The organism is Ruegeria sp. G7 (genome assembly GCF_056535465.1).
Genome location: NZ_JBQFIL010000001.1, coordinates 2,552,166 through 2,577,266 on the forward strand (window position 1 = coordinate 2,552,166; position 25,101 = coordinate 2,577,266).

The 25,101-nt window shown below is 61.1% G+C and carries 23 protein-coding genes and 1 riboswitch; of the genes, 11 read left to right on the forward strand and 12 right to left on the reverse strand.

Annotated elements, in window-relative coordinates:
* Nucleotides 1-83 precede the first annotated feature (83 nt).
* From gor to ACR3EN_RS12865, 5 genes are all read left to right on the forward strand, one after another.
* The gene (gor, locus tag ACR3EN_RS12845; protein ID WP_480870860.1) at nt 84-1,442 is read left to right on the forward strand and encodes a glutathione-disulfide reductase; all 1,359 of its coding nucleotides are present in this window, start codon (nt 84-86) and stop codon (nt 1,440-1,442) included.
* Nucleotides 1,443-1,522: 80 nt separating this feature from the next.
* Complete coding sequence (gene hflK, locus ACR3EN_RS12850) at nt 1,523-2,665, forward strand: FtsH protease activity modulator HflK (RefSeq protein ID WP_480821517.1); 1,143 nt, start codon at nt 1,523-1,525, stop codon at nt 2,663-2,665.
* Nucleotides 2,665-3,543, forward strand: coding sequence for a protease modulator HflC (gene hflC, locus ACR3EN_RS12855; protein ID WP_480821519.1), 879 nt, complete (start codon nt 2,665-2,667; stop codon nt 3,541-3,543). Before hflK ends, hflC begins: the two co-directional genes overlap by 1 nt.
* Nucleotides 3,543-3,737, forward strand: a complete 195-nt coding sequence (locus tag ACR3EN_RS12860) for a DUF2065 domain-containing protein (protein WP_480529449.1) — start codon at nt 3,543-3,545, stop codon at nt 3,735-3,737. The genes hflC and ACR3EN_RS12860 overlap by 1 nt, the downstream gene beginning before the upstream one ends.
* Before the next feature lie 185 nt (nt 3,738-3,922).
* Nucleotides 3,923-5,362: a Do family serine endopeptidase gene (locus ACR3EN_RS12865; RefSeq protein WP_480822405.1), complete on the forward strand. Its 1,440-nt coding sequence runs from the start codon at nt 3,923-3,925 to the stop codon at nt 5,360-5,362.
* A 760-nt stretch (nt 5,363-6,122) separates the two neighbouring features.
* Here ACR3EN_RS12865 and ACR3EN_RS12870 read toward each other — a convergent pair.
* The 5 genes from ACR3EN_RS12870 to ACR3EN_RS12890 form a co-directional block, all read right to left on the reverse strand.
* Entirely contained in the window at nt 6,123-6,791 is a 669-nt protein-coding gene (locus ACR3EN_RS12870) for a Crp/Fnr family transcriptional regulator (protein WP_480821521.1), read from the reverse strand.
* Nucleotides 6,792-6,898: 107 nt separating this feature from the next.
* Nucleotides 6,899-7,504, reverse strand: a complete 606-nt coding sequence (locus ACR3EN_RS12875; protein WP_480821523.1) for an inner membrane-spanning protein YciB — start codon at nt 7,502-7,504, stop codon at nt 6,899-6,901.
* Nucleotides 7,505-7,520: 16 nt separating this feature from the next.
* The gene (locus ACR3EN_RS12880; protein WP_480821525.1) at nt 7,521-8,423 is read right to left on the reverse strand and encodes an EamA family transporter; all 903 of its coding nucleotides are present in this window, start codon (nt 8,421-8,423) and stop codon (nt 7,521-7,523) included.
* A gap of 81 nt (nt 8,424-8,504) precedes the next feature.
* The gene (gene ftsY, locus ACR3EN_RS12885) at nt 8,505-9,641 is read right to left on the reverse strand and encodes a signal recognition particle-docking protein FtsY (protein ID WP_480821527.1); all 1,137 of its coding nucleotides are present in this window, start codon (nt 9,639-9,641) and stop codon (nt 8,505-8,507) included.
* A gap of 58 nt (nt 9,642-9,699) precedes the next feature.
* Nucleotides 9,700-10,338, reverse strand: a complete 639-nt coding sequence (locus ACR3EN_RS12890; RefSeq protein ID WP_480821529.1) for a lysoplasmalogenase — start codon at nt 10,336-10,338, stop codon at nt 9,700-9,702.
* A 125-nt stretch (nt 10,339-10,463) separates the two neighbouring features.
* Between ACR3EN_RS12890 and ACR3EN_RS12895 the strand changes: the two genes are divergently transcribed.
* Nucleotides 10,464-10,859 (forward strand): hypothetical protein, encoded by a 396-nt coding sequence (locus ACR3EN_RS12895; protein WP_480821531.1) that lies wholly within the window; start codon nt 10,464-10,466, stop codon nt 10,857-10,859.
* Here the strand turns inward: ACR3EN_RS12895 and xseA are convergent.
* A complete protein-coding gene (gene xseA, locus ACR3EN_RS12900) occupies nt 10,856-12,343 on the reverse strand; it encodes an exodeoxyribonuclease VII large subunit (RefSeq protein WP_480821533.1) in 1,488 nt (495 codons plus the stop codon). The two genes, ACR3EN_RS12895 and xseA, sit on opposite strands and share 4 nt — an antisense overlap.
* A gap of 75 nt (nt 12,344-12,418) precedes the next feature.
* Between xseA and purD the strand changes: the two genes are divergently transcribed.
* Nucleotides 12,419-13,681, forward strand: coding sequence for a phosphoribosylamine--glycine ligase (gene purD / locus ACR3EN_RS12905; RefSeq protein WP_480821535.1), 1,263 nt, complete (start codon nt 12,419-12,421; stop codon nt 13,679-13,681).
* A 92-nt stretch (nt 13,682-13,773) separates the two neighbouring features.
* On the opposite strand, the gene ACR3EN_RS12910 is transcribed toward purD, so the two are convergent.
* The 4 genes from ACR3EN_RS12910 to ACR3EN_RS12925 form a co-directional block, all read right to left on the reverse strand.
* A complete protein-coding gene (locus tag ACR3EN_RS12910; protein ID WP_480821537.1) occupies nt 13,774-14,565 on the reverse strand; it encodes an FG-GAP repeat domain-containing protein in 792 nt (263 codons plus the stop codon).
* Nucleotides 14,565-14,888: a 2Fe-2S iron-sulfur cluster-binding protein gene (locus ACR3EN_RS12915; protein ID WP_298388772.1), complete on the reverse strand. Its 324-nt coding sequence runs from the start codon at nt 14,886-14,888 to the stop codon at nt 14,565-14,567. The genes ACR3EN_RS12910 and ACR3EN_RS12915 overlap by 1 nt, the downstream gene beginning before the upstream one ends.
* 150 nt (nt 14,889-15,038) lie before the next feature.
* Nucleotides 15,039-15,533, reverse strand: coding sequence for a ClbS/DfsB family four-helix bundle protein (locus tag ACR3EN_RS12920; RefSeq protein WP_480821539.1), 495 nt, complete (start codon nt 15,531-15,533; stop codon nt 15,039-15,041).
* 94 nt (nt 15,534-15,627) lie between these two features.
* On the reverse strand, nt 15,628-16,317 hold the full coding sequence (locus ACR3EN_RS12925) for a glutathione S-transferase N-terminal domain-containing protein (protein WP_480821541.1): 690 nt from the start codon (nt 16,315-16,317) through the stop codon (nt 15,628-15,630).
* Between the two features lie 129 nt (nt 16,318-16,446).
* A riboswitch (SAM riboswitch) is annotated at nt 16,447-16,524 on the forward strand.
* Nucleotides 16,525-16,583: 59 nt separating this feature from the next.
* Between ACR3EN_RS12925 and metZ the strand changes: the two genes are divergently transcribed.
* Both metZ and folE2 read left to right on the forward strand, forming a co-directional pair.
* Complete coding sequence (gene metZ, locus ACR3EN_RS12930; RefSeq protein ID WP_480821543.1) at nt 16,584-17,774, forward strand: O-succinylhomoserine sulfhydrylase; 1,191 nt, start codon at nt 16,584-16,586, stop codon at nt 17,772-17,774.
* A 182-nt stretch (nt 17,775-17,956) separates the two neighbouring features.
* The gene (gene folE2 / locus ACR3EN_RS12935; protein WP_480859804.1) at nt 17,957-19,060 is read left to right on the forward strand and encodes a GTP cyclohydrolase FolE2; all 1,104 of its coding nucleotides are present in this window, start codon (nt 17,957-17,959) and stop codon (nt 19,058-19,060) included.
* Between the two features lie 307 nt (nt 19,061-19,367).
* On the opposite strand, the gene ACR3EN_RS12940 is transcribed toward folE2, so the two are convergent.
* Nucleotides 19,368-20,150: a hypothetical protein gene (locus ACR3EN_RS12940; RefSeq protein WP_480821547.1), complete on the reverse strand. Its 783-nt coding sequence runs from the start codon at nt 20,148-20,150 to the stop codon at nt 19,368-19,370.
* Nucleotides 20,151-20,205: 55 nt separating this feature from the next.
* Here ACR3EN_RS12940 and ACR3EN_RS12945 point away from each other — a divergent pair, with 55 nt between their 5' ends.
* Both ACR3EN_RS12945 and ACR3EN_RS12950 read left to right on the forward strand, forming a co-directional pair.
* The gene (locus ACR3EN_RS12945) at nt 20,206-21,654 is read left to right on the forward strand and encodes a TrkH family potassium uptake protein (RefSeq protein WP_480821549.1); all 1,449 of its coding nucleotides are present in this window, start codon (nt 20,206-20,208) and stop codon (nt 21,652-21,654) included.
* A complete protein-coding gene (locus tag ACR3EN_RS12950; RefSeq protein ID WP_480870858.1) occupies nt 21,654-23,228 on the forward strand; it encodes a thiamine pyrophosphate-binding protein in 1,575 nt (524 codons plus the stop codon). The genes ACR3EN_RS12945 and ACR3EN_RS12950 overlap by 1 nt, the downstream gene beginning before the upstream one ends.
* A 57-nt stretch (nt 23,229-23,285) precedes the next feature.
* Here ACR3EN_RS12950 and ACR3EN_RS12955 read toward each other — a convergent pair whose 3' ends face one another.
* Nucleotides 23,286-25,022, reverse strand: coding sequence for a serine protease (locus ACR3EN_RS12955; RefSeq protein ID WP_480821553.1), 1,737 nt, complete (start codon nt 25,020-25,022; stop codon nt 23,286-23,288).
* Between the last annotated feature and the right edge of the window lie 79 nt (nt 25,023-25,101).

The window sequence follows — 25,101 nt, forward strand, 5'->3', positions numbered from 1 at the left end:
CTGCCCTAGGGGTTGGCAGTTGGAATTTCACGCCCAGATAACCTGTGCATTTTGTCCAAGCGGAATACAGAAGGAACGCACCCATGAGCTTTGACTATGATCTTTTCGTCATCGGAGGCGGCTCTGGCGGGGTGCGCGCGGCGCGTGTGGCGGCGGGCGAAAACGGCGCCAAGGTTGCTCTGGCGGAAGAGGATCGTTACGGCGGGACCTGCGTCATCCGCGGCTGCGTGCCTAAAAAGCTGATGGTATTCGCCAGCGAATTCTCGGGCATGGTGGGCGATGGACAGGAATATGGCTGGGATATCAGGCCCGGTGAGTTCAACTGGAACATGTTTCACGGAAAACTGGTTACGGAACTGGACCGGCTGGAGGGCATCTACCGCAACATCCTGAAGAACAACGGGGTCGAGAGCTTTGATCAGCGCGCTCATGTGGTTGATCCGCATACGGTTGAGCTGGCTGATGGGACGCGCAAGACGGCCAAGCATATTTTGATCGCCACCGGCGGTCGCCCTGTTGTGCCAGATTTTCCCGGGTCCGAGTTGGCGATCACCTCGAACGAGATTTTCCATCTTGAGAAGCTGCCCGAAAGCATCCTGATCGTCGGCGGCGGATACATCGCGTGCGAATTTGCCGGGATTATGAACGGGCTGGGGGTCAAGACGACTCAGTTCTATCGCGGTGCGCAGATTCTGCGGGGCTTTGATGATGAGGCGCGCGGGCTGATCAGCGAAGAGATGTGCCAGAACGGTATCGATCTGCACCTGGGCACCAACGTGCTTGAGATGCAAAAGCGGGACGACAAGATCTGGGTCAAGGCCACCAACGGGTCCGAACAGTTGTTCGATGTCGTCATGTACGCCACAGGGCGGACGCCAAATGCCGACAATCTGGGACTTGAGTCACTGGGGGTCGAGCGCGGTCGCAAGGGTGAGATCGTCGTGGATGAATACAGCCAGACGGGCGTGCCCTCGATCTATGCTATCGGAGATGTGACGGACCGGGTGAACCTGACTCCGGTGGCCATTCGCGAAGGCATGGCCTTTGTCGAAACCGTCTTCAAGGGCAACCCGACCCCCGTCGATCATGAGCTGATCCCGACCGCAATCTTCACACAGCCCGAAATGGGCACCATTGGCCTGAGCGAGGAAGAAGCTGCCGAACAGGAACCGATCGAGGTCTATGCGACATCGTTCAAGCCGATGCAAAAGGCGTTTGCCGGGGGCACGCAGCGTGTTCTGATGAAGCTGATCGTGTCTCAGGCGACGCGCAAGGTGCTGGGCTGCCATATCGTGGCACCCGGCGCGGGTGAGATGATCCAGCTGGCGGGTATCGCGGTAAAGATGGGCGCAACCAAGGAAGATTTCGACCGCACGGTCGCCGTTCACCCGGTCATGGCCGAGGAATTGGTGACAATGCGGCAACCTGTGCGCACGGCTTGATTTGCAACCGCGCGCACACAAGTTACAAGGGAACCCGTGATCACACGGTCCAATCGGTCTAAACAAGGGAAAAGACACATATGGCGGGCAACAGCGGTGGCCCCTGGGGGGGCGGAGGCTCATCCGGTGGCGGAGGAAATCGGGGCAACAACGGCGACGGGCGCAAGCCGCCCCAAGACGATGGTCCGCAGATCCCCGAGATCGACGAGCTGATGAAAAAAGGCCAGGAACAGCTGCGCGTTCTGATGGGCGGTCGCGGCGGTGGTGGCCGTGGCACCAACGGTTCAGGCGGCGGCGGTGGTCCGGCGTTCACCAAGGGGACCGTTGCGATTGGTTTAGCTGCAGCAGCTGTCCTTTGGGGGCTGGCCAGCTTCTACACCGTCAAGCCCGAAGAACAGTCGGTTGAACTGTTTCTGGGTGAATTCTCGGCCGTTGGTAATCCCGGTCTGAACTTTGCCCCGTGGCCGTTCGTGACGGCCGAAGTCGTCGCGGTCACTAGCGAACGCAACGAGGACATGGGCGGTTCGCGCAGCAGCGATGATGGTCTAATGCTGACGGGCGACGAAAATGTGGTCGATATCGACTATCAGGTTGTTTGGAACATCAATGACCCGGCCAAGTATCTGTTCAACCTGCGCGACCCTAGCCAGACGATCCGCGCCGTGTCGGAATCAGCGATGCGCGAGATCATTGCGCAAAGCGAACTTGCTCCGATCCTGAACCGCGATCGCGGGATCATCGCAGAACGTCTTCAGGAATTGATTCAGGCGACGATGGACAGCTACGACTCGGGTGTAAACATTGTGCGTGTGAACTTTGACAAGGCGGACCCGCCGCAGGATGTAATCGCCGCTTTCCGCGACGTTCAGGCAGCCGCGCAAGAACGTGACCGTCTGCAGAACGTCGCCGACGCCTATGCCAACCGCGTGTTGGCCGAAGCGCGCGGTGAAGCTGCGCAGGTTCTGGAAGAGGCCGAAGCCTATCGCGCCCAGCAGATCAACAGCGCCCAGGGTGAGGCGAGCCGTTTCAGCGCCGTTCTGGAAGAATATTCCAAAGCACCGGATGTGACCCGCAAACGTCTGTATCTGGAGCGGATGGAGCAGGTTCTGGGTGACGTGGACAAGATCATCCTGGATGAGAACTCGACCGGATCGGGGCAGGGCGTGGTGCCTTATCTGCCGCTCAACGAACTGCGTCGCAACCAATCTGCGGAGGGCAACTGATGCGTAAAGCAACATTTATTCTGCCGGTCATCGTGATTGCGATCGTCGGTGTTTTGTCCTCAATCTTCATCGTGGATGAACGCGAGCGGGCACTGGTTCTGCAATTTGGCCGCGTCGTGGCCGTTAAAGAAGATCCCGGTCTGGCGTTCAAGATCCCGCTGATTCAGGAAGTGGTTCGCTATGACGACCGCATCCTGTCGATCGATGTGCAGCCGCTGGAAGTGACGCCTCTGGACGATCGTCGTCTGGTGGTCGACGCCTTTGCCCGCTATCGGATTTCCGATCTGGAGCAGTTCCGTCAGGCCGTTGGTGTCGGTGGTATCCCGGTAGCCGAGGATCGTCTGGACCGCATTCTGCGTGCTGAAACGCGTGAGGTTCTGGGTTCGGTGTCATCGCGTGATATTCTGAGCTCGGACCGTGCCGCGCTGATGCTGCGCATTCGGAACAGCGCGATTGCCGAAGCACGGGCGCTGGGCGTCAACGTGATCGACGTGCGTCTGAAGGCAACCGACCTGCCACAGGCCAACCTCGAAGCCACCTTTGACCGGATGAAGGCGGAACGTGAACGTGAAGCGACCGACGAGCGCGCCCGTGGTAACGAAGCTGCGCAGCGTGTGCGCGCGCAGGCCGACCGGACCGTGGTGGAACTGGTATCCGACGCCAACCGTGAGGCTGAGATCATTCGCGGTGAGGCCGATGCCGAGCGCAACGCAATCTTCGCCGAAGCCTTTGGCAAGGACCCCGAGTTCTTCGAGTTCTACCGCTCTTTGTCCGCGTATGAACGTGCGCTGGGTGGCGGCAACAGCTCGATGGTTCTCAGCCCGGATTCTGAGTTCTTCAACTACCTGAAATCGCCCACAGGGCAGGCGTCCCAATAATGGGTATGATCCTTCTGGCCTTCGGGCTGGTGCTGATTGTCGAGGGGCTGGCCTATGCGCTGGCCCCTTCGCTTATTGAACGCATGCTCGAGGCGCTGCGCGCGCTGCCCGAACAGGCGCGCCGGCTGATGGGGTTGCTCTGTGTCGTCAGCGGTTTCATCCTGCTGTGGGGCGCATATCAGGTCGGCTTTTGATACAAGGTTCTCACTAGCCGGTGAATTCCCCGCGATCCCGAGTTGCGGGCAAGGCCAAACTGACTACATTGTTTGTCAAGAGAGGGGGCCGAAGCCGGACCCCGTGACAAAACGATCGACAAGGAGAACCCCAAGTGCAGGCGAAAGCGCGCAGTGTATCCGTCCGGCGGGACGAAGTTGGTGTCATGGTGCGGCTGATGTGGCTGGCCTTTATGGGGATGGTGCTGGTTCTGGCGCAAAGCCTGTCGGCGCAGGCGCGCGATAGCCTTGCGCCTTTGGCGCAAAAGATCAGCCCTGCGGTGGTGAATATCACCACATCGACCCTGATCGAAGGTCAGACCGGCCCGCAAGGGATCGTGCCTGAGGGCTCGCCCTTCGAAGATTTCTTCCGCGAGTTTCAGGACCGCAACGGCGGGGACGGAGAAAACCGCCCGCGCCGCAGCAATGCGCTAGGGTCCGGGTTCGTGATCTCCGAAGACGGCTTTATCGTGACCAACAATCACGTCATCGCCGAAGCGGACGAGATTCTTATCGAGTTCTTCCCGGGTGACGGGCAGCCGGTCAAGGAACTGGTGGCCAAGGTGATTGGCACGGATGACAAGACGGACATCGCGCTGCTCAAGGTCGAAGCCGAGGGGCCGCTGCAATATGTTCAGTTCGGCAACAGCGATACGATGCGCGTCGGCGATTGGGTGATCGCAATGGGCAACCCGCTGGGGCAGGGATTTTCGGTTTCAGCAGGCATCGTCTCGGCCCGCAATCGGGCGCTGAGCGGTTCTTATGATGACTACATCCAGACGGACGCGGCGATCAACCGGGGCAACTCGGGTGGGCCTCTGTTCAATATGGATGGCGAAGTGATTGGCGTGAATACCGCGATCCTGTCGCCCAACGGCGGCTCGATCGGCATCGGGTTCTCGATGGCGTCGAATGTGGTGGTCAAGGTCGTGGACCAATTGCGTGAATTCGGTGAGACCCGCCGCGGCTGGCTGGGTGTGCGCATTCAGGATGTGACCGAGGACATGGCCGAGGCGATGGGCCTTGATAAACCCGGCGGCGCGCTGATCAGCGACGTGCCAGAGGGCCCTGCAAAAGAGGCGGGCCTGCTGGCTGGCGACGTGATCATCAGCTTCGATGGGGTCGAGGTCGAAGATACGCGCGGTCTGGTTCGTCAGGTGGGCGAAACCACGGTGGGTAAATCCGTCCGCGTAGTGGTCCACCGCGATGGTGGTACACAGACGGTGCTTGTCACGCTGGGCCGTCGGGAAGACGCCGAACGCGCCGAGGAAGGTGGAGAACCAGAGGCTGAGGCACCTGTTGAAGAAGACAAGGACATCCTGGGACTGACCATCGCCCCGCTGGGTGACAGCCAGCGAGAGGAGCTGGGTCTGGGCGCCGAGGCAGAAGGGCTGCTGGTAACGAATGTGGATGAAGGGTCGGAAGCGTTCGAGAAGGGGCTGCGCCCGGGCGATCTGATTACTGAGGCCGGGCAGCAAAAAGTGACCTCGATTGCCGATCTTGAATCGCGGATGGATGAGGCGCGCGAAGCTGGCCGCAAGTCGCTCCTGTTGTTGGTGCGCCGGGGCGGAGAGCCCAGATTCGTGGCGCTGAGCCTGGGGGAGTAGGCGGTTACCGCAGATAGAGCGCGGGTACGTTGGACGTCAGATGAGTTCGACCTACGCGCCCTAAACGACCCAATCGCTGTTCGCCCATGGGGCGGGTTCTATGGAAGTCCCACACAAAGAACCGCAGGGGGAGGGCAATGCCCTCCCCGTGACGATCAGGGGCGTGCGGCCTGGCAAAATCGCCTTGGCCTACGAAGCCAGATCGGCAGGGCCGCCAGCCCTGCCTCAACAGCAGTTTCTAAAATCAAGTTCGCAGGTCCGGAGCAGAAGGAGCTTATTCTGCGGTTGCACTCATGTGGGCTTTCGGGTGGCAGGCAAAAACCGCTGTGCGTGTAACTACTCAGTCCCCGGCAGAGTAGATATCGCCGGGCAGTGCAGCTTCAATCGTGTTCCCGCTGATAACACCTGTAACGGTGTCCAAATCTCCCCACAAAGTTTCATGTGTAAGTCCATCTTAACCACAATAAACTATCTGAGTTTTTGTGATTAGCGGTACCTAAGCCTCGCACAGCACATACTTCATCTGCCAGAAGATTAAGAATGGTGCCGGTCCGGCACAGCACAATTGGCCGTGCAAACGTTCGTTCATACTTTGTTAAGAAGAAAGCCATATGCCGGGGAAGGCATATGGCTCTGGTACAGGGAGAGGTCGGTGGACAGATATCGGGGATGATAAAACCGACCTCCTACGGTAACAGGATTGACCTTACGGCAATCTGGGCGGTCGGTATGTGAAGCGGATCACATCTGTGCCAAAAAACTAGATTAAATCGGATTCGGCCAATTGGCGCAGCGCGTCGAGATCGTGAATTTGCAAACCACCACGAGAGGCCTCGACCACGTTGTCACGTTTCCACGTCGAGATGGTTTTTGAAACCGCTTCGCGCGTCGCGCCGACGAATTCGGCCAGTTCGCTTTGCGACAGGGTGATACGCGCGGTGGGTTTGTCCTGTTGACCGGCCAGGTGCAGCAATTTGCGCGCCAGACGGATCGGCATAGGCAAAAAGACCTGTTCGTTCAGTTGATCACCCATCCAGCGCATGCGCACACCGGCAAGGCGGATCAGGTCAACGGCCAAATCTGGGTTCTTGCGAATCTGATCCATCACGTCCTTGTGCCGGACCCGCAAGACCTTTGCAGGATCAGCGGCCGTGACCGTAGCCGTTCGCGGGCCGCTGTCGAACAGCGCGATCTCACCAAACACTTCGCCCGGACGCATCAGTCTGAGCGATAGCTTGCGCCCGCTCATCGCGAGGAATGAAACTTCAAGCGTGCCAGACAGGATCGCGTAAAGCGCTTCCCCCGGGTCCCCTTGCTCGAACAGAACCTCGCCGCTGTCCAGGGTCACCTCGGACGCCAGAGAGGCCAACATCTTGCGCAGTTCTTCAGACGCTTCGGACAGGAAGCCACTGTTGGGGAATGCCATCATACGGGCGGAAATCTCCGGTGGTGAGCGGTGTGAGCTGCCCCAACTTTCCACAGCTTGGTTCCCAAGCCAAGCTGTTTTATCAGCCTCGCCAGGGATCGCAACGCAATCTATTGCTGATCCGGATCATCCATATAGCGCTGCAGGACGCTGAATTGCAGCATCAGAAACCCCATAAGCGCTATGGGAAAGCCAAACGTTTCGATCTTTACCCAGAGGTCTGTCGACAATGTGCGCCAGACCAGTTCGTTTGCCACGGCCAGCACTGCGAAACAGGCGCACAGGCGGCGGGTCAGGATCATCCAGCCTTCGTGTCGCATCGGCAGCATCTCGTCCAGGACATAGGCCAGATAGGACTTTCGCTGCAGCAGTCCTATCCCGAGGATGAGGGAAAAGACGCCATAGACCAGCGTGGTTTTCATTTTGAAGAAGCGCTCGTCATTGAACCAGGCCGTGAGGCCGCCGAAGAAGATGACCATGAAGGCAGTGAAAATCTGCATCCGGCTGAGCTTGCCGGTGAGATACCACAGGATCCCCATGGCGGCCAGCATCAGAGGCACAAACAGGATCGTGGCGACGATAAAACCGGAATATTCAATACCGCCGATCACGAAATTGTCATCGCGCAGGCGCAGGTAGATGAAGAAGAAGGCCAGCGGGGGCCCGAGTTCCAGCACCTGTTTGAGGAAGGGATTGATGTCTTTGTGTTCTGCCATGATTCCGACCTGCTGCTTACCCGCCCATTTCAACTATTACCGCGCCGAGCGCAATCAATGTCATGAGTGCAATGCGTCTGGGGCCGACGGTTTCTTTCAACACCAGCCAGCCAATGAGCGCCGCGAAGACGGTGGAGGTTTCGCGCAGGATGGCGGCCTCGCCCACTTTGTCGAGGCGCGTGGCGAGCATGATGGAGCCGAACGACAGTGGCGCGATGATACCGCCCGCCAGCCCGCGCAGCATCAGCGGCCCAAGCGCGGGGCGGTGGATCATGGCGCGGTATCTCAGCGCTGCGTAGAGGGGCATCGCGGCCCCGTCGATCATGAAGAACCACGCCAGAAAGGTGAACGGGTCGGCGGTCGCGCGGATGCCGTAAGCGTCATAGGTGGTGTAGAGCGCCACGAACAGGCCGGTGGCCAGCGCCAGCCCAAGGGCGATGCCCAGCGTTTCACGATCGGTTTCGAGATAGCGCAGGTTGTAGGCCGCAAGACCGAAGATTCCTGCCATCAGGGTCGCGACACCGAGCCATTGGATGATCGAGAAGGTCTCACCAAAGAGCAGGTAGGCGCCGATGACGGTAAACAGAGGGCCGGTGCCCCGTACGACCGGGTAGACGACGGTGTAAGAGCCTTTGGTATAGGCGGCGGCCTGCAGGACTTTATAACCGATATGGATCAGCCAGACGACCGCGAAGATGGGCCACATATGCGGTTCGGGCCATGGGACCACAAACAAGGCAAAGGGTGCGGCCATGAGGCAATAGCAGGCGTCGATCGCTCCGCGTGACATCCAGGGGTCGTGACGGCCTTTTTGCAGTGCACCGAAGACGGCGTGCAGGAAGGCAGCCATCAGAGCCAACGCGAGGGCGAGGTGGTGGCCGGATTCAGTGCCTTCCAGGGAGATCAGCCAGTCGCTCAAATCGGGGCTTTCGCTTGGGTGGAGAGGCCGGGGGCTCTGCCCCCGGACCCCGGGATATTTGTGGCCAGATGAAGAGGCGGATCAGGTTTGCAGGCCGGTGAGTGCGGCGGCGAATTCTTCGGGGTCGAAGGGGGCGAGGTCGTCGATTTGTTCGCCGACGCCGATGGCGTGGATGGGCAGGCCGAACTTGTCGGCCAGCGCGACGAGGACCCCGCCTTTGGCGGTGCCGTCGAGTTTGGTCATGACGAGGCCCGAGACATCGGCCAGTTTGCGGAACGTTTCGACCTGACTGAGGGCGTTCTGGCCGGTGGTGGCGTCCAGCACAAGCAGCGTGTTGTGGGGGGCGGTGTCGTCGACCTTGCGGATGACGCGGACGATTTTGGCCAGTTCCTCCATCAGGTCGGCGCGGTTTTGCAGGCGGCCTGCGGTGTCGATCATCAAGAGGTCTGCGCCGTCGTTCTGCGCTTTGGTCAGGGCATCAAAGGCAAGCGAGGCGGGGTCGGAGCCTTCGGGGGCGGTCAGCACCGGGACGCCCGCGCGATCGCCCCAGACTTGCAGCTGTTCGACGGCGGCGGCGCGGAAGGTGTCTCCGGCGGCGATGACGACCTTTTTGCCTGCGGCTTTGAACTGGCTGGCAAGCTTGCCGATGGTGGTGGTTTTGCCCGATCCGTTGACACCCACGACCAGCACCACCTGCGGGCGTTTGGGGTAGAGCGGCATGGGTTTGGCCACCGGTTCCATCACGCGGGCAACTTCCTGCGCCAGCAGTTGCTTGATCTCCTGAGTGGAAAGTTTGCGGCCCAGACGACCCTCGGCCATGTTGGCGGTGACGCGCAGGGCTGTGTCGACGCCCATGTCCGAGGCGATCAGAAGCTCTTCGAGCTGTTCCAGCATGTCGTCGTCCAGCGTGCGGCGCACAACGGTGCGATCTTCGCCGCGCTTGAACAGGCGGCCCAGCAGGCCTTTGGATTCAGAGGTTTCAGGCGCAGGTGCCGTGGGTGCCGGATCAGCAACGGCGGGCGCTTGGGGTTCTGTCGGTTGCGGCGCTGGTGCAGCTGGTGGAGCTTCGGAGACGGGTTGCGGTTCGGGTTCGGGCTGGGGGATGACCGGATCGGGTGCAGTTTCCTCGCCGCCATCCTCGACAATCGCGTCCAGGCCCTGTTCGAGGCGCGAGGAGGATTTGAACAGCTTGTCCTTGAGCTTTGAGAAAAACGCCATTTTTGGTCTCCGCAGGTGGTCCCTTCACCTAATGCGGATTCACGGCAGTTGCAAAGGGTCAGGTGAAGGCGATCAGGAACCCGGCCTGTGCGCCCCAGTAAAGCGGCCAGATCATGTAGGGGGTCAGCCGCAGGGCGGGATGGTCGGGGCGCAGCAGGAATTTCTCGGTCGCGAGGATCAAGTCAGAGGCAATGAAGGCCATTGCTGCGGGCAGCGCCCAGCGGAGCGCTCCGGTATCGGGAAGGGCCAAGACGGTGACGCCCATGCCGAGAATGATCGGGATGTAGCCAAGAACGGGGGCCTTGAGGTCTCCGGCGCGCGGGGCCAGCAGGGTGGCCATGGCGATGCCGAGGATCAGCAGGGACCAGAAGATCGCGGGTTGGGTCAGGATCAGGCCGGGGTCGCTGGCGGGGTGGGTCAGGAACAGGGCGACATAGGCCAGGTGTCCGGCGGCGAAGGCGGCGATACCGGCCATGAAGGTTACGTCGGTCTCGCGCGATAGCAGGGCATCTCCGATTGCGCAGAGGGTGAGGGCGAGGATCAGCAGCCATGGGGCGTTCATCAGGGCTGCGGTCAGGGCCAGCAGTGCGACTGACGCTGTTTTCAGCCCGGTACGCACCGGGCTGGCCGGGCGGGCCGTGAGCGTCAAGTAGGCCAATGCGCAGGCTGCAGCGGCCCAGAATAAGAATGTCGGCATGGTCTTTCCCCGAAGATTTGCGCTCATGTCGTCATGATTGCGAATGCGTATCAAGATGTGACGTTGGGAGAGCGCCCGCGAAACGGTGAATGGCGCGGGCGGGCGGCATCTGACAGAATGCGGATATGGTCAGGGTATGGATGATTCTGCTGGCGCTTTCGGCGCAGTCAGCCGCGGCGCAAACGCCGTTGTCGGGGACGGAGTTTGATGCCTACACCCGCGGAAAGACCTTGTTCTACGGGTTTGACGGTGAGGTCTATGGGGTCGAGCGGTATCTGCCCAACCGCCGCGTGATCTGGTCGTTTCTGGATGGCGATTGCAAGGAAGGCGTCTGGTACGAACGCGCGGGGCAGATTTGTTTCATTTATGAGGATCGGCCCGACCCGCAATGCTGGGTGTTCACCGAATCCGGAGACGGTCTGATCGCGCAGTTCGAAGGGGATCCGACCGCGACCGAACTGTATGAGGCCGAGGATATCGGAGAAGAGATGATCTGTTACGGGCCTGAGACCGGGGTTTAAAACAGTGATCCCTGATCCGGTGGCGGCAACTTGGCTGCGCGTTTGGGCTTGGCCGTTACGCCCTGACCTGTGCTGAGCGTCCCGTCGGCGAATTCGATGTCAAAGGTGCTGTGTTTCTCGGCCTCGGCCTTGCGGGTCAGAACCTGACCGCCCGCGCGGATGACGGCATAGCCACGATCGAGCGTCGCCTTATAGCTGAGGGTTTCGCGCAGACGGTCGGTGGCCTCGAGCTGTTGGTGCAGGCGATCCAGACGGGTGGTCTGGGCGGTGTTCAGACGCTCGGTCAGGCGGTTTAGCGTGTCGCGGCGGGTTTGCAGCTCGCGCTGGATGGGGCGCAGCGACAGGCGCGAGGACAGGTTGCGCCAGCGGTCGCGGCGGGTTTCGACCAGGCCGCGCAGGGTCGATGGGCGCAGATGGGCCGAGCTGTCCAGCAGCTTGACACGGCGGGTCTGGACGCCCCGGATCAGGGCGTTGGGCAGGCGTTCGGCCACCTGGTCGAGCCGTTGGCGCGGGCTGTCCAGCAGCGTATCGGGGCGCGGCAGGGCGCGGGACAGGTCTCGCAGGCGCTGGCTGCGGCGTTGCACCGCGTCGGTGGCGGCGCGGGACAGGCGGGCACCTTGTTCACCGGTCCAGGCCAGCAGTTCCATGCGGACGGGTACGGCCAGTTCGGCGGCGGCGGTGGGCGTGGGTGCGCGGCGGTCCGAGACATAGTCGATCAGGGTCGTGTCGGTCTCATGCCCCACGGCTGAAATCAGCGGGATGTCCGAGGCGGCTGCCGCGCGGGCGACGGTTTCTTCGTTGAAGCCCCAAAGGTCCTCGATCGAGCCGCCGCCGCGGGCGACGATGATCAGGTCGGGACGCGGCAGAGCTCCGCCCGGAGTGAGTTGGTTGAAACCTTCGATGGCGCGGGTGACTTCCGGGGCGCAGTTTGCGCCTTGCACGGCGACAGGCCAGATCAGCACCTTGCGCGGAAAGCGGTCGCGCAGGCGGTGCAGGATATCCCTGATCACGGCACCGGACGGGGACGTCACGACGCCGATGATCTGCGGCAGATAGGGCAGGGGTTTCTTGCGCTCGGGCGCAAAAAGCCCTTCGGATTCCAGTTGTTTCTTGCGATTTTCCAGCAGCGCCATCAGCGCGCCTTGTCCGGCGACGGCGACCTCATCGACGTTGAGGTTGTATTTTGATTGCGCGCCAAAGGCGGTTAGCCGACCGGTGACGACGACTTCGAGGCCTTCTTCGGGGACAACGGACAGGCCCGATATCTGGCCTTTCCACGTGGTACAGGCCAGCACGTTCCGGTCGTCTTTGATGTCATAATACAGGTGGCCCGAGCGCGCCTTGAACACGCGTCCGACCTCGCCGCGTACGCGGATTCGGCCAAAGCTGCCTTCGAGTGTGCGCTTCACTTCGCCCGAGATGTCCGAGACGGTGTATTCGGGGGTGTTCTGGCCGGGAATGGGGTCGTCAAGCAGGTCGGACATTTCAGCGCCTTGTGTCAAATGTCTGCGCAGCTTAGAACGCCGCGCAGGCGAGGCCAAGCAGATCGGAGAGCTTTCATGAACATCCTTATTCTCGGCAGTGGTGGGCGTGAACACAGCCTGGCCTGGGCGGTGATGCAGAACCCCAAATGCGACCGTTTGATCGTGGCGCCGGGCAATGCGGGGATTGCGCAGATCGCGGAATGTGCCGTGTTGGATATTGAGAATGGCGGCGCGGTGGTCAGCTTTGCTGAGGAAAACGCGATTGATTTCGTGATTGTGGGCCCCGAAGCGCCCTTGGCGGCAGGGGTTGCGGATCGTCTGCGCGAGGCCGGGGTGCTGGTCTTTGGCCCTTCGGCAGGGGCCGCGCAGTTGGAGGCGTCGAAGAGTTTTACCAAGGAGATCTGCGACGCGGCCGGTGCGCCCACGGCAGCTTATGCGCGGTTCACCGAGGCTGAGCCTGCGAAAGCGTATATCCGGGCGCAGGGCGCCCCGATCGTGGTCAAGGCCGATGGTCTGGCCGCGGGCAAGGGTGTGATCGTGGCGATGGACGAGCAGACTGCTTTGGACGCGATTGACGATATGTTCGGCGGTGCCTTCGGCGGGGCCGGGGCCGAGGTGGTGATCGAGGAGTTCATGGAGGGCGAAGAGGCATCTCTGTTCGTGCTCTGTGATGGCGAAGAGGTGCTGTCGATTGGCACCGCGCAGGACCATAAGCGTGTGGGCGAGGGCGATACCGGGCTGAATACGGGCGGCATGGGGGCCTATTCTCCGGCCCCGGTGCTGAGTACCGAGGTTGAGGCGCGCGCGATGGACGAAATCGTGCGCCCGACGATGGCCGAGATGAAGCGGCGCGGGATGCCGTTTCAGGGGGTTCTTTATGCGGGCCTGATGATCAAGGACGGGCAGCCCCGGTTGGTGGAATACAACGTCCGGTTTGGCGATCCCGAGTGTCAGGTGCTGATGATGCGGCTGGGTGCGCAGGCGATGGACCTGATGCACGCCGCTGCCGAAGGGCGGCTGGGTGAGACGCGTGTGAACTGGGCGGACGATCATGCGATCACGGTGGTGATGGCAGCGAAAGGGTATCCGGGGGCGTATGAGAAGGGCTCGGCTATTCGTGGTCTGGCGGATCTGCCCGAGGACAGCAGCAATATGGTGTTTCACGCCGGGACCAAAGCGGCGGATGGGCAGATTTTGGCGTCAGGCGGTCGGGTTCTGAATATCACCGCACGCGGGCAGAGCTTGCAGGAAGCACGGGACCGGGCCTATGCGATGGTCGATGGGGTTGATTGGGTCGACGGGTTTTACCGGCGGGATATTGGCTGGCGGGCGCTGTGAGCTGATTGTCGGGCTGCGCCCGGCTTTGTCTGTGGGACGAGGGGCGCTGCCCCTCGCGCTCCCCGGGATATTTATGGCCAGATGAAGGTGGATCAGCAGTTTAGGGCCGCAGTCAGGTCCTGGCGTTTTCTGAGCGGGCCGAGATCGGTGGTTTGCCAGCCGTCTTTGTAAAACACACCAACTATACGGGACCAGTCGGCGCTGGCAAGGACAAGAGCCGAGCGTGTGTCGCAGGTACGTAGACCGCCCGAGATGAAGTCTTCTCCGATCTTGTGATTGGTCAGGCCGGGGATCGTGGCGATTTCGGTGAGTGTGTTGTTTTGAAAACGCCAGATGCGCAGGGTTTTGGCCAAATGTGGGCGGTCGATATAGGCGATCTCGACATGGCCGTCGCCGTCGAGATCAGCGGCGCCGATCGGGGCCAGCCAGCGGTTGCGGGTGCCGATATGCGGGGTGGCGGCGATTTTTTCTCCGCGCGCGTTGTAAATGGCAAGCTGCGCCCCGGTATGAACGCTGGTTTCCACGACGATGACTTCGTTCAGCCCATCTTGGTCGACATCGATGATGCGAGGTTCGAGGTCTTCAAAGACACGGTCCAAAGGCAAGCGGACGAACTGTGTTGCCAATTCGTAAACGGGTTGCAGCTTTAATCCCGAGTTGGATGACGTGTTCTCGATTTCCATTTCCAGCCCGCCATATTCGACGTCGTCGCCAAGGACGCCATGGCCATAGCGTGTGGTTGGCTCAATGAACCGGGCTGATCTTACGGTTTCGTCGGCGCTGGCAAGGTTCGCGCCTGCCAGCCATATGCACAAGGTCAGAAACGCGCCGCGTGCCTGACGATGCCACAGGTGGGCGCAGGGACGCGGCGCTTTGGTTTGCATCAGATCTGTTTTTCCGGCATTTGAACCACAAGGCCATCCAAGGCGTCGGTGACCTTGATCTGGCAGGTCAAGCGCGAGCGGGCGGGGTCGGGTTCGTAGGCAAAATCAAGCATGTCCTCTTCCATGTCGTCCTTGGCCGGAACTTTCTCGACCCAGTCTGGGTGGATATAGACATGGCAGGTCGAGCAGGCGCAGGCGCCGCCGCAATCGGCCTCGATGCCGGGAATGTTATTGTCGCGGGCCCCTTCCATGACGGTCAGTCCGTTGGCGACCTCGACTGTATGTTCGGTACCGCCATGCTCGACATAGGTGATCTTTGCCATTGCGTGCGTCTTCCTTCTGCGATGTTCCAAACCTTCCTTAGTGAACGGAGTTAGGTGTTTCCAGAGGCAAATGCCAGTCCCCGCTAAACCTTGAGTGCATCGACACAAGTTTTCGATGTTCGTTCCAGCGTATTTCGCGCCCTTGGGATGTCAGCGGTGCGACCGGATGACAGATCGAATGTACTTCGAGGCTGATCGAAAATGGCTTGCCCCTGCAGCTTCGGCCCAGCGCCCCGGAGTCCACGCATTCTTTGCGCCTTTCATCGGACCTGCATAAAGCTCGGCGTCTGAATGTTCCTGAAGAAACACCATGAGCATGGCTGCACGTTGTTCCAAAAGCGCGACCGCATCGGGCCAGCCGAGGCCGGATTGGCGATCACGCAGATCTGCGTTGTAACGTTTGAGATCATTCCACTTGTAGCCTTTGGCGGGGAAGTAGACGGTCTTTCCGGCTTGCCCGTCCCGGTACCAACCCAGAAACAGATCAATCCAATGGGCGCGGTGAGCAATGACATCCTTGATCGAGGTATCCTCGTCGCGTTTTTCCATTGCAAAGGGGGCGCTAAGATCGCTGATCAATCGAGAAAGCTTGTCATATTCCTTACCCGTGATCTCGATAAGCTCTGTTTTGGTCTTCGCCACCATGCGGTTTCACTCCTGTCTCGTCTGACAGTGAGCATTCCTGTGCGGCGCGCGCTTTGCGGCAAGTCAAAAAGGTGCATGAGGGACGCGGCGCCGATCACCGCTTGAACAAAACACCTTGGGACTGCTTGTCCCGATGATCGCCGCGCAATTCCGCATGCAACGCGCGGCCCGCCTGAACGCCGGGGCGGGCGCTCATCATGTCCAGCCAGCGGGTGAGGTGAGGTTTGTCGTCCAGCACCTGCTGCTGCCCCTCCCACAGGCTGGCCCAGCCCCAGATCGACATATCGGCGATGGAATAGAAATTGCCTGCGACGTATTCGTTTTCGGCCAGACGCCGATCCAGAACACCGTATAAACGCCCGACCTCGGCGCGATAGCGATCTTTGGGGTAGGGCAGGTCCTGGGGCGGGTCCAGTTGCAGGGCGTATTTCAGGAAGTGATGCGCCTGACCGGCCATCGGACCGACGCCGCCCATCTGCCACATCAGCCATTCCTCGACGGCGATGCGGTCGCGTTCGGTCTCGCCGTAGAAACGCCCGGTCTTGCGCGCCAGATACATCAGGATTGCACCACTTTCGAAGACCGAAACCGGTGCGCCGTCCGGCCCATCCGGGTCGACGATGGCAGGCATCCGGTTGTTGGGAGAGATTTTCAGGAACGCGGGGTCGAATTGGTCACCCTTTCCGATGTTTATCAGGTGCGTGGTGTAGGGCAGTTCCATCTCTTCCAGGGCGATGGATACCTTCCAGCCATTCGGCGTGGGCCAGAAATACAGATCAATCATGGGGCCTCCTGCGTTTGGTGTGATCATGAGAGTTTGGGGCCATTCGGCAAGAGGGCGTGCAGCCGTGTTACGAAAGCGTGACCAATGTGCCGCCGGACTTGACGATGGTCGGGACGGGGCGTAAACGCATCCGCATCACGTGGCGATTTGTTACCGGATTGCGGGCCACGCTAAACAACACCGCTAAAAGGTCAGGATGAAAGACCCCTTTCGCTTGGCCGCGTCTGGGGTTTTTTGTTTGCCCCCAAGGGGCTGAAAGGAATGACATGAGCGAGAGCTGGAACAAGCGTACCCAAGCCGTCCATGGCGGCATCCGTCGCAGTCAATATAACGAGGTCAGCGAGGCGATCTTTCTGACGCAGGGCTTCGTTTACGACAATGCCGAGCAGGCCGAGGCACGGTTCATTGAGACCGGCCCGGATGAGTTCATCTACGCCCGCTATGGCAACCCCACCGTGTCGATGTTCGAACAGCGCATCGCCGCGCTGGAAGGGGGGGAGGATGCTTTTGCCACAGCCTCCGGGATGGCGGCTGTGAACGGTGCGCTGACCTCGGTGCTGAAGGCGGGGGACCATGTGGTCTCGGCCAAGGCGCTGTTCGGGTCATGTCTTTATATCCTTGAGAATATTCTGACCCGCTATGGGGTTGAGGTGAGCTTTGTCGACGGCACTGATCTGGATGCGTGGAAGGCCGCGATCCGGCCCGACACCAAGGCGGTATTCTTCGAATCCATGTCGAACCCGACGCTTGAGGTGATTGATATCGCTTCGGTTTCTGAACTGGCCCATGCGGTCGGTGCGGTGGTGATCGTGGATAACGTATTCTCGACGCCTGTCTTCTCGCGCGCGATCGAGCAGGGCGCGGATGTGGTCGTGTATTCGGCCACCAAGCATATCGACGGGCAGGGGCGCGCGCTGGGCGGTGTGATCATCGGCACCAAGGAATTCATTCGCGGCACGGTCGAGCCTTACATGAAACACACAGGCGGCGCGCTGAGCCCGTTCAGCGCGTGGATCATGGTCAAGGGGCTGGAAACCATGGCCCTGCGCGTGAATGCGCAGGCCGAGAGCGCCCAGAAGATTGCCGAGGCGCTGGAAGGGCATCCCGCGCTGGAGCGCACGCTCTATCCCGGTCTGAAAACCCATGCTCAGAATGCACTGGTTCAAGAGCAGCTGGGTGGCAAAGGTGGCACTGTGCTGTCGCTGGATATCAAGGGTGGCAAGGCGGGGGCGTTTGCGTTCCTGAATGCGCTGACGATTCCGGTGATCTCGAACAATCTGGGCGATGCCAAGTCTATTGCGACGCACCCGGCCACCACCACGCACCAGCGCTTGAGCGAAGATCAACGCGATGAACTGGGCATCACACCAGGCTTGATCCGTCTGTCGGTGGGGCTTGAGGATGCGGGCGATCTGCTGGCGGATATAGAACAGGCATTGGCCGTTTCGCAGCGTTAGCGGCCTATCGGACGGCTTCAGGTCGGGCGGAATTGATCCGCCCGATTGGGCGCTTTCGGTTGAAAAGTGACGGTTTTTCGCATCTAATTTAAATCCGGGATGGTATCCCGCGCGTATCTGAGTGGACTGGTAATTCAACCTCGGTCGTATATAACCGTCGGCCTAGCAAGGGACCCGTGCCAATGAACATTCATCCGCGCGATATCAACGAGACACCCGATCACGATCAGGCTGCCGCCGCGCTCAAGGTTCTGCGCGCATGGGCCAAAACGGCATCTTCTGCCGAGATCAGCCAGTTGGATCCCGCTGTCGCTCAGCTTGTTCCGGGCCTGCTGCCGTCGAACTACCCGGCCCTGTCGCGCGAATACCCGGACGGGTTCGAGGTCGACGCCGCGTATAAGGCTACTCTGCCGGATCTGCAGAATGGGCCATCCAGTCTGATCCGCGGTGCGAAACAGCAAATCCAGCACGTGGGAATATCGAATTTCCGGCTGCCGATCCGGTTCCATCGCAAGTCAGGGTCTGAACTAACGCTTGAAACGTCGGTGACCGGATCGGTCAGCCTTGAGGCCGAGAAGAAGGGCATCAATATGTCCCGGATCATGCGGTCGTTCTACAAGCACTCGGAACGCACTTTCAGCTTCGAAGTGATGGAAGCGGCGCTGAACGACTATTTGTCCGACCTCGACAGCCTTGATGCGCGCATCCAGATGCGCTTTGCCTACCCCGATCAGATCCAGAGCCTGCGTTCGGGCCTGTCGGGTTATCAGTATTATGACATCGCCTTGGAGCTGGTCGAACGGGGTGGCGAACGCCTCAAGATCATGCATTTGGACTATGTCTATTCCTCGACCTGCCCCTGTTCGCTTGAACTGAGCGAGCATGCGCGCGCCACGCGCGGGCAGCTGGCGACGCCGCATTCGCAGCGTTCGGTGGCTCGGATCTCGGTTGTTGTGGATTGCAATGCCGATTGTTTGTGGTTCGAAGACCTTATTGCTCTGTGTCGTCGCGCGGTTCCGACCGAGACGCAGGTGATGGTCAAACGTGAGGATGAACAGGCTTTTGCCGAGCTGAACGCAGCCAATCCCATTTTTGTCGAAGACGCCGCACGCCTGTTCTGTGCGGAACTTCAGGCCGATCATCACGTCGGTGATTTCCGCGTGATTGCAAGCCACCAGGAAAGTCTGCACAGCCATGATGCCGTTTCGATCCTGACCGAGGGCCCAACCTTCGATTCTGCCAGTCTGGACCCGCGTTTGTTCACAACGCTGTTCCATGTTGGCTGATTGACCCGGCGGAAGCCTTTGAGAAAACCGATAAAAACCGGCCATTGGCGCTTTATTGCCGCAATGCAGCAATTAATGCTGCATGCGCGGCACGCTTTGCGCTAGACTGTACCCGAGTGCAGCTGCTGCGTATCCGGCAAACCGGGGCGCAGCCTGAAAGGAAGCCGGGACATGCGACGCCTTGGATCGCGAACCTGCAATCCTGCCCAGACGATTGGGGCGGGCGGCGTGCTTTACTCTTTTTCCGGCTGCCTCGGTTTTATCAGGAGAGACATGCAATGAATCCGATTTCCCAACCGCTTGAGTTTCAGGCAGCGGCCATCCGTATGGCCGGATATGCGATGGTTAGCCAGATGGAGATCATGCAGATCATGACCCGTGCGGCGTTTGAACTGCCGATGGCTCCGCTGCAAGGGGTGAAAACAGCGGCGGCCCCCGCACCTGCGGCCCGTAAGGCGGCACCGGCAAAACCCGCGGCTGCCAAGGTAAAACCCGCAGCCAAGCCGAAAGTAGTGGCCTCTAAGCCCAAGGCGGCTGCAAAGCCTGCCGCGCCTAAGGCAAAGGCCGCACCCAAGGTGAAACCTGTCGTGATAAAAGCTGCGCCCGCGGCCAAGCCTGCGGCCAAGGCTGCTCCGGCCAAGGCTCCCGCCAAAGCACCGGCCAAACCGGTCTCGACCGCTGCCAAGGCTGTCGCGGCCGTGAAATCGGCGGCTGCGGCAAAAGCTAAAGCTGCCCCAAGCGCGCCGAAACCGGCGGTGGCGTCCAAACCTGCACCCGCCAAGCCCGTGGCCGCCAAGCCCGCTGCGAAGCCTGCGCCTGCCAAACCTGCGGCTGCGAAACCTGCACCTGCGAAACCTGCCGCGGCAAAAGCGGCTGCGCCGAGACCGGCTGCGGCCAAGCCTGCACCCGTCAAGGCAGCGGCAAAACCGGCAGCAGTCAAACCGGCCCCTGCCAAGCCCACTCCGGCCAAGGCCGCAGCGCCAAAGCCTGTCGCGGCGACCGGTGCTGAAGGATCCAAACCCGCCACCCGCCGCACCCGTGCACCGTCGAAACCGCCTGCAATGCCGACCGCTGCGGCAAAATCCGACACCTGACGCGGATCATCTGCTTGACACTGTCGGGCTGGCGCGCCAACGCTGCCCGTTATGATGGATCTTCGCCCGGTTGGATATGTGATTGGCCTGCTGGTCGCCATTCTTGGGGCGACCATGCTGCTGCCGATGCTTGCCGACCTGATCGAGGGGCGGGGCGAATGGCACGTCTTTTTTGAAAGCGCGGTTCTGACGCTGCTGGTCGGCAGTGTGCTGGCGATGAGTTGCTCAAACGGGGTGGGTGAGGGGCTCACCATCCGGCAGACCTTTTTGCTCACCTCGGGCGTCTGGGTGGCGCTGCCGATTTTCGGCGCCATACCGTTTCTGTTCGGCGAGACCGAATTGCGCTTTGTCGACGCCTATTTCGAGGCGATGTCCGGTTTGACCACGACGGGCTCGACCGTGGTGTCGGGTCTTGATGATCTACCCAGCGGACTGCTGCTGTGGCGCGGGATTCTGCAGTGGCTTGGCGGTATTGGTATCATCGTTGTGGCGATGGTGTTCCTGCCAGAACTGCGGGTCGGGGGGATGCAGATCTTCCGCTCGGAAGGGTTTGAGACCATGGGGAAAATCCTGCCCCGTGCGCAAGAGATCGCGGGTCAGATATCGCTGATTTACGTGTTTCTTACGGTCGTCTGCGCGCTGGTCTATGCTGGGTTCGGCATGAGCTTTTTTGACGCCGTTGTGCATTCCATGACCACAATCGCAACCGGAGGGTTTTCGAACTACGACAGCTCGTTCGCGCGCTTTTCGGGGCCGATGGAGTATGCTGCGGCTGTCTTCATGATCCTCGCGGCGCTGCCGTTCGTGCGCTATGTACAACTCGCCAACGGCTATACGAGTTCACTATGGCGAGACAGCCAGATCCGCGCGTTTCTCGCGACGATCGCTGTTTTGGTACTGGTGATGTCAGTCTTCCTGACCTGGGTTTTCCCGCATCACTGGGAACAGGCGTTCCGCGAGTCTCTGTTCAACATCACCTCGATCATTTCAGGCACGGGATATGCCAGCGTCGACTACATGGGCTGGGGCAGCTTCCCGGTTATGTTGTTCTTTTTGATCGGCCTGATCGGTGGCTGTGCGGGGTCGACCGCGTGTTCGATCAAGGTGTTCCGATACCAGCTGCTATTCGCTTCGATCAAAACCCAGATCCGGCGCATTCGCTCGCCCCATGGGGTGTTCGTACCGCGCTATGACGGCCGCGCGATCAGCCGCGATGTTCTGACCTCGGTCATGAGCTTCTTCATGTTCTTCGTGCTGTCGATGGGCGTTCTGTCCTGGGCGCTCGCGCTGACCGGGTTGGATTTCATCACCTCGGTGTCGGGCGCGGCCACGGCGCTGGCCAATGTGGGGCCGGGGCTGGGGGATCAGATCGGGCCTGCGGGTAACTTTGCCGGGCTGAATGATGGCGCGAAATGGCTGCTGATCATCGGCATGCTGGTCGGGCGGCTGGAGCTGTTGGCCGTCTACGCAATCTTCACGCGCCAGTTCTGGAGAGGGTGATGAAGCGACCTCTGGGGGCTCAGATATCTCATATGCTGAAGGATCGCGGTGTTGATGTGATCTTTGGCATTCCCGGTGTGCATAACCAAGAGATGTATCGCGGCATCGAAGAGGCCGGGATCACCCATGTTCTGGCCCGGCACGAGCAGGGCGCGGGGTTCATGGCCGATGGCTATGCACGCGCAACGGGCAAGCCGGGTGTGGCCTATGTGATCACCGGGCCGGGGCTGTGCAACATCATGACGCCGATGGGGCAGGCCTATTCGGATTCTGTGCCGATGCTGGTGCTGTCGTCCTGTCTGGACGAGGTGCAGGCGCAGCGCGGGCAGCTACACCAGATGAAGGATCAGCGCGCGGCGGCTGAGACGGTGGCCGACTGGTCCCATCAGGCGCAGGACGCGCAGGCCGCCTATGGGCTGATCGAGCGGGCGTTCGAGGAATTCGAACTGTCGCGTCCACGTCCTAAACACATTCAGGTGCCGATCGCGCAGTTGGAGGCGGATGCCGATCCTGCGCCCTTCCCGAACCAGCCTGCGCTGCGGAACAAGGTGCTGCCGCCGGATGTGGCCTCGGTTCTGTCGCTGTTGAATATCGCGCAGCGGCCCTTGTTCATTCTGGGCGGAGGGTGCCGGTCGAACCTGTGGCGGCAGATCCTGACGCAGTTGGGGGCGGCCTGTTTCACCACCTATGCCGGCCGCGGGCTGGTCGGGGCCGACTATCCGCTGGATTTCGGGTCCATGCTGCCGCGACCGGGCAGCGCCGAGGTGATCGCTTCGGCTGATCTGGTTGTGGTTGTGGGGGCCGAACTGGGCGAGGTCGACCTGTGGCGGCGCGATCTGGGGCACACCGCCAACATGGTGCGCGTCGATCTGGACCCCGAGGTCCTGTCGGATCGCCACCGCGCGGCGGTCAAGCTGCAGGCGGATGGCGAGGGTTTTGCCCATGCGCTGTGGGCCTCGGCTGAGAAGGTGAAGCCCGCGACCGGCTGGTCCGAAGCCGAAGTCAGCGCCGCCCACACCCGCTGGCGGGCTGAGGTGGATGCGGGGCGTCCGGGGATCGTGCCGGTGATCGACGCCTTGCGCGCGGCGATGCCTGCCGAGACGATGATCTATTCGGACATGACCCAGTTCGCCTATGTCGCCAAAGAGGTCTGGGACATGGCCGTGCCCTATCACTGGCACCACCCGACCGGGTTTGGCACGCTGGGCTATGCTCTGCCTGCCGGGATCGGTGGGGCCGTGGCGCGGCGGGGCAAACCGACCGCAGTGATCGCGGGGGATTACGGGTTCCACTATACAATGCAAGAGCTTGGCGTTGCGGTGGAACTTGGTCTGTCGCTGCCCATCATCCTGTGGGACAACGGCAAGCTGAAAGAGATCGAGGACAGCATGGTGCGCGGCCAGATCGCACCCAATGCGGTCGTTGCCCGCAACCCGGATTTCTGCAAGCTGGCCGAGGCGTTCGGAGCCTTGTCTGCCGCGCCGGGGACGCTGGAGGAGATGCAGGAGGCCGTGCGCGCCGCGTTTGAGGCCGAGGGGCCAACACTGATCCGGGTGACGCCGGACATCCTGTAAGTCCAAGAAAAAAGGCGCCGCACCGGGGTGCAGCGCCTTTTCATCAATCCCGACAGCTTAGTCCCAGCAGTGAACCAGAACGGTCATGCCATTGGCACGGCGGCTCAGTTCATTCGGCGAAATCTGGGCCGAAGCCTGCGCGGGCTGGCCAGCGATGCCTGCCTTGGTCAGAACTTCGGTCAGACGATCCACATCGGCGGCAAGGCTGACCGAACCGGGCAGGGCGCGCCCATCCGATGGCTTGGGCAGCAACATGCCGACGACGCTGCCGCTGTCGTCAAAGACCGGCCCGCCCGCGTCTCCGGGCTGCGACGCCAGTGCAAGGCGCTTGACGCCATCTTCGCCATTCAGACCGCGGATATCTGCGATTTCGCCAAAGGTCAGGGTGGGGGCTCCCAACGCGCCTTCGTAGGAAAAGCCCGAAACGGTGACCGGAGACTGGATGCGCGGCGGGTCCGCCCGGAACTCGGCAACGCTAATCGGCGCGAGCGTCTGTTTGGGGCGCAGAACGGCGATGCCGAGGGCTGCGTCCTGCCATGCGACCTGCAGCTCCTGATCGCCGTCCAGCGTGATGCGGGTGCAACTGTCGGCGGCCTCGGCGACGGTCAGAACCGTGCCGTTGGTGTCGGCAAAGAAGCCTGAGCGTGACAGGCGCGGTTTGCGGATTTGCAGGCCCGAGATCAGATCGATGCGCTGCTCTGCATCCGCCCCGGCACCGGCATCCAGCACCGCATCGGTGGCGGTAAAGCTGGCCCGCATCGCGGCCAGAACGCGGGCGCGGCGGGCGTCGTCGCCTTCGGGCCAGACCAGCGTGAAACCTTTGATCTTGCCGTCTTTCAGCCCCGCCTGCGTGTAGGAAACGATCCCGTTGCCGCGTCCTTCGATGGTAAAGCTGTTGCCGCGCAGGGCGCGCTCGCCATCCAGCGGGATGATCTCAAGCGACTGCATCACCTGATAGAGCGCGCGGAGGGTGGCGGGTGAGCCCTCTTGCGAGATCAGCAGCGCCTTGGCGTCCAGATCGGAACTGGGTTTGAAATGTGCGAAGGGGGCCTCGTACCGGTCGAACTCCAGAACGCCCAGCGGTAGGTCCAGTTCAATCCCGGCTTGCGGGTCGGTGTATTGCTTCATTCCGACACTGATCAGCGGGGCGTTGTAGTCGTCCAGCAGGGTCTTGCGCTGCAGGGTGGTCAGAACGCCCGTGGCCTCGAACCCGTTGAACCGCTGCCAATCGCTCATCGAGCGGCGGGTGCCTTGGCCGAAGGCACCGTCAATGGTCGAGTTGTAGAACCCGGCGGCCTGCAGCGCGGTCTGCAGGTCTTTGCGCTCTTGCGCCGTCAGCAGGCGTTCGCCCTGCAGCGCCTGTGCGCGGGTTTCGTCCGAGGCTTGAGGCGTCAGACCAGCCTGCGGCTGTTCCTGCGGTTCGGGCTGGACCGGGGGCGTGATCACGCCGCGGTTCAGGATGTTGGCGCCGACGGGCCAGAATTGCTGCCCGAAGCTGCTGGAAAAGGCGATGAAACTGTCTGCGGGGATTTGCCGCTCGGTCCGGTAGACGCGCAGAACCTGCTCGGCATCGTCACGCAAATAAGGACCAATAACAATGGCATACCAGCCAGAGTTCAGGCGAAATCCATTCACATCTGGCAGGGAGTTCGCATAAACCTGCGCCCGGTCCTGTGCTTCGCGCAGCGAGGGCTGTGCCTCGACCTGAACCCAGACGCCCGCGTCCTGCTGAGCAAAAGCGGCGCGCAGGCCGAAGAGGAAAAAGAATGTAATAACCGTAAATACGCGTGTCATTGTCTGCCCGTGTTATGCAGTGTTTTCACTTTGGCGCAGAGTACGCGGAATCGCGGCCTGATTGCCATGCCCGGAATAC

Bases quoted from the DNA above. Each gene is read 5' to 3' on its own strand.
- ACR3EN_RS12910 (WP_480821537.1), bottom strand. From the start codon at position 14,565: ATGCAAACCAAAGCGCCGCGTCCCTGCGCCCACCTGTGGCATCGTCAG.
- ACR3EN_RS12950 (WP_480870858.1), top strand. From the start codon at position 21,654: ATGAAGCGACCTCTGGGGGCTCAGATATCTCATATGCTGAAGGATCGC.
- xseA (WP_480821533.1), bottom strand. From the start codon at position 12,343: ATGTCCGACCTGCTTGACGACCCCATTCCCGGCCAGAACACCCCCGAA.
- ACR3EN_RS12925 (WP_480821541.1), bottom strand. From the start codon at position 16,317: ATGATTGATCTGTATTTCTGGCCCACGCCGAATGGCTGGAAGGTATCC.
- ACR3EN_RS12860 (WP_480529449.1), top strand. From the start codon at position 3,543: ATGGGTATGATCCTTCTGGCCTTCGGGCTGGTGCTGATTGTCGAGGGG.
- gor (WP_480870860.1), top strand. From the start codon at position 84: ATGAGCTTTGACTATGATCTTTTCGTCATCGGAGGCGGCTCTGGCGGG.
- purD (WP_480821535.1), top strand. From the start codon at position 12,419: ATGAACATCCTTATTCTCGGCAGTGGTGGGCGTGAACACAGCCTGGCC.
- ACR3EN_RS12920 (WP_480821539.1), bottom strand. From the start codon at position 15,533: ATGGTGGCGAAGACCAAAACAGAGCTTATCGAGATCACGGGTAAGGAA.
- hflC (WP_480821519.1), top strand. From the start codon at position 2,665: ATGCGTAAAGCAACATTTATTCTGCCGGTCATCGTGATTGCGATCGTC.
- ACR3EN_RS12865 (WP_480822405.1), top strand. From the start codon at position 3,923: ATGGTGCGGCTGATGTGGCTGGCCTTTATGGGGATGGTGCTGGTTCTG.
- ACR3EN_RS12870 (WP_480821521.1), bottom strand. From the start codon at position 6,791: ATGATGGCATTCCCCAACAGTGGCTTCCTGTCCGAAGCGTCTGAAGAA.
- folE2 (WP_480859804.1), top strand. From the start codon at position 17,957: ATGAACATTCATCCGCGCGATATCAACGAGACACCCGATCACGATCAG.
- metZ (WP_480821543.1), top strand. From the start codon at position 16,584: ATGAGCGAGAGCTGGAACAAGCGTACCCAAGCCGTCCATGGCGGCATC.
- ACR3EN_RS12890 (WP_480821529.1), bottom strand. From the start codon at position 10,338: ATGCCGACATTCTTATTCTGGGCCGCTGCAGCCTGCGCATTGGCCTAC.
- ACR3EN_RS12875 (WP_480821523.1), bottom strand. From the start codon at position 7,504: ATGGCAGAACACAAAGACATCAATCCCTTCCTCAAACAGGTGCTGGAA.
- ACR3EN_RS12915 (WP_298388772.1), bottom strand. From the start codon at position 14,888: ATGGCAAAGATCACCTATGTCGAGCATGGCGGTACCGAACATACAGTC.
- ACR3EN_RS12895 (WP_480821531.1), top strand. From the start codon at position 10,464: ATGGTCAGGGTATGGATGATTCTGCTGGCGCTTTCGGCGCAGTCAGCC.
- ACR3EN_RS12945 (WP_480821549.1), top strand. From the start codon at position 20,206: ATGATGGATCTTCGCCCGGTTGGATATGTGATTGGCCTGCTGGTCGCC.
- hflK (WP_480821517.1), top strand. From the start codon at position 1,523: ATGGCGGGCAACAGCGGTGGCCCCTGGGGGGGCGGAGGCTCATCCGGT.
- ACR3EN_RS12955 (WP_480821553.1), bottom strand. From the start codon at position 25,022: ATGACACGCGTATTTACGGTTATTACATTCTTTTTCCTCTTCGGCCTG.
- ftsY (WP_480821527.1), bottom strand. From the start codon at position 9,641: ATGGCGTTTTTCTCAAAGCTCAAGGACAAGCTGTTCAAATCCTCCTCG.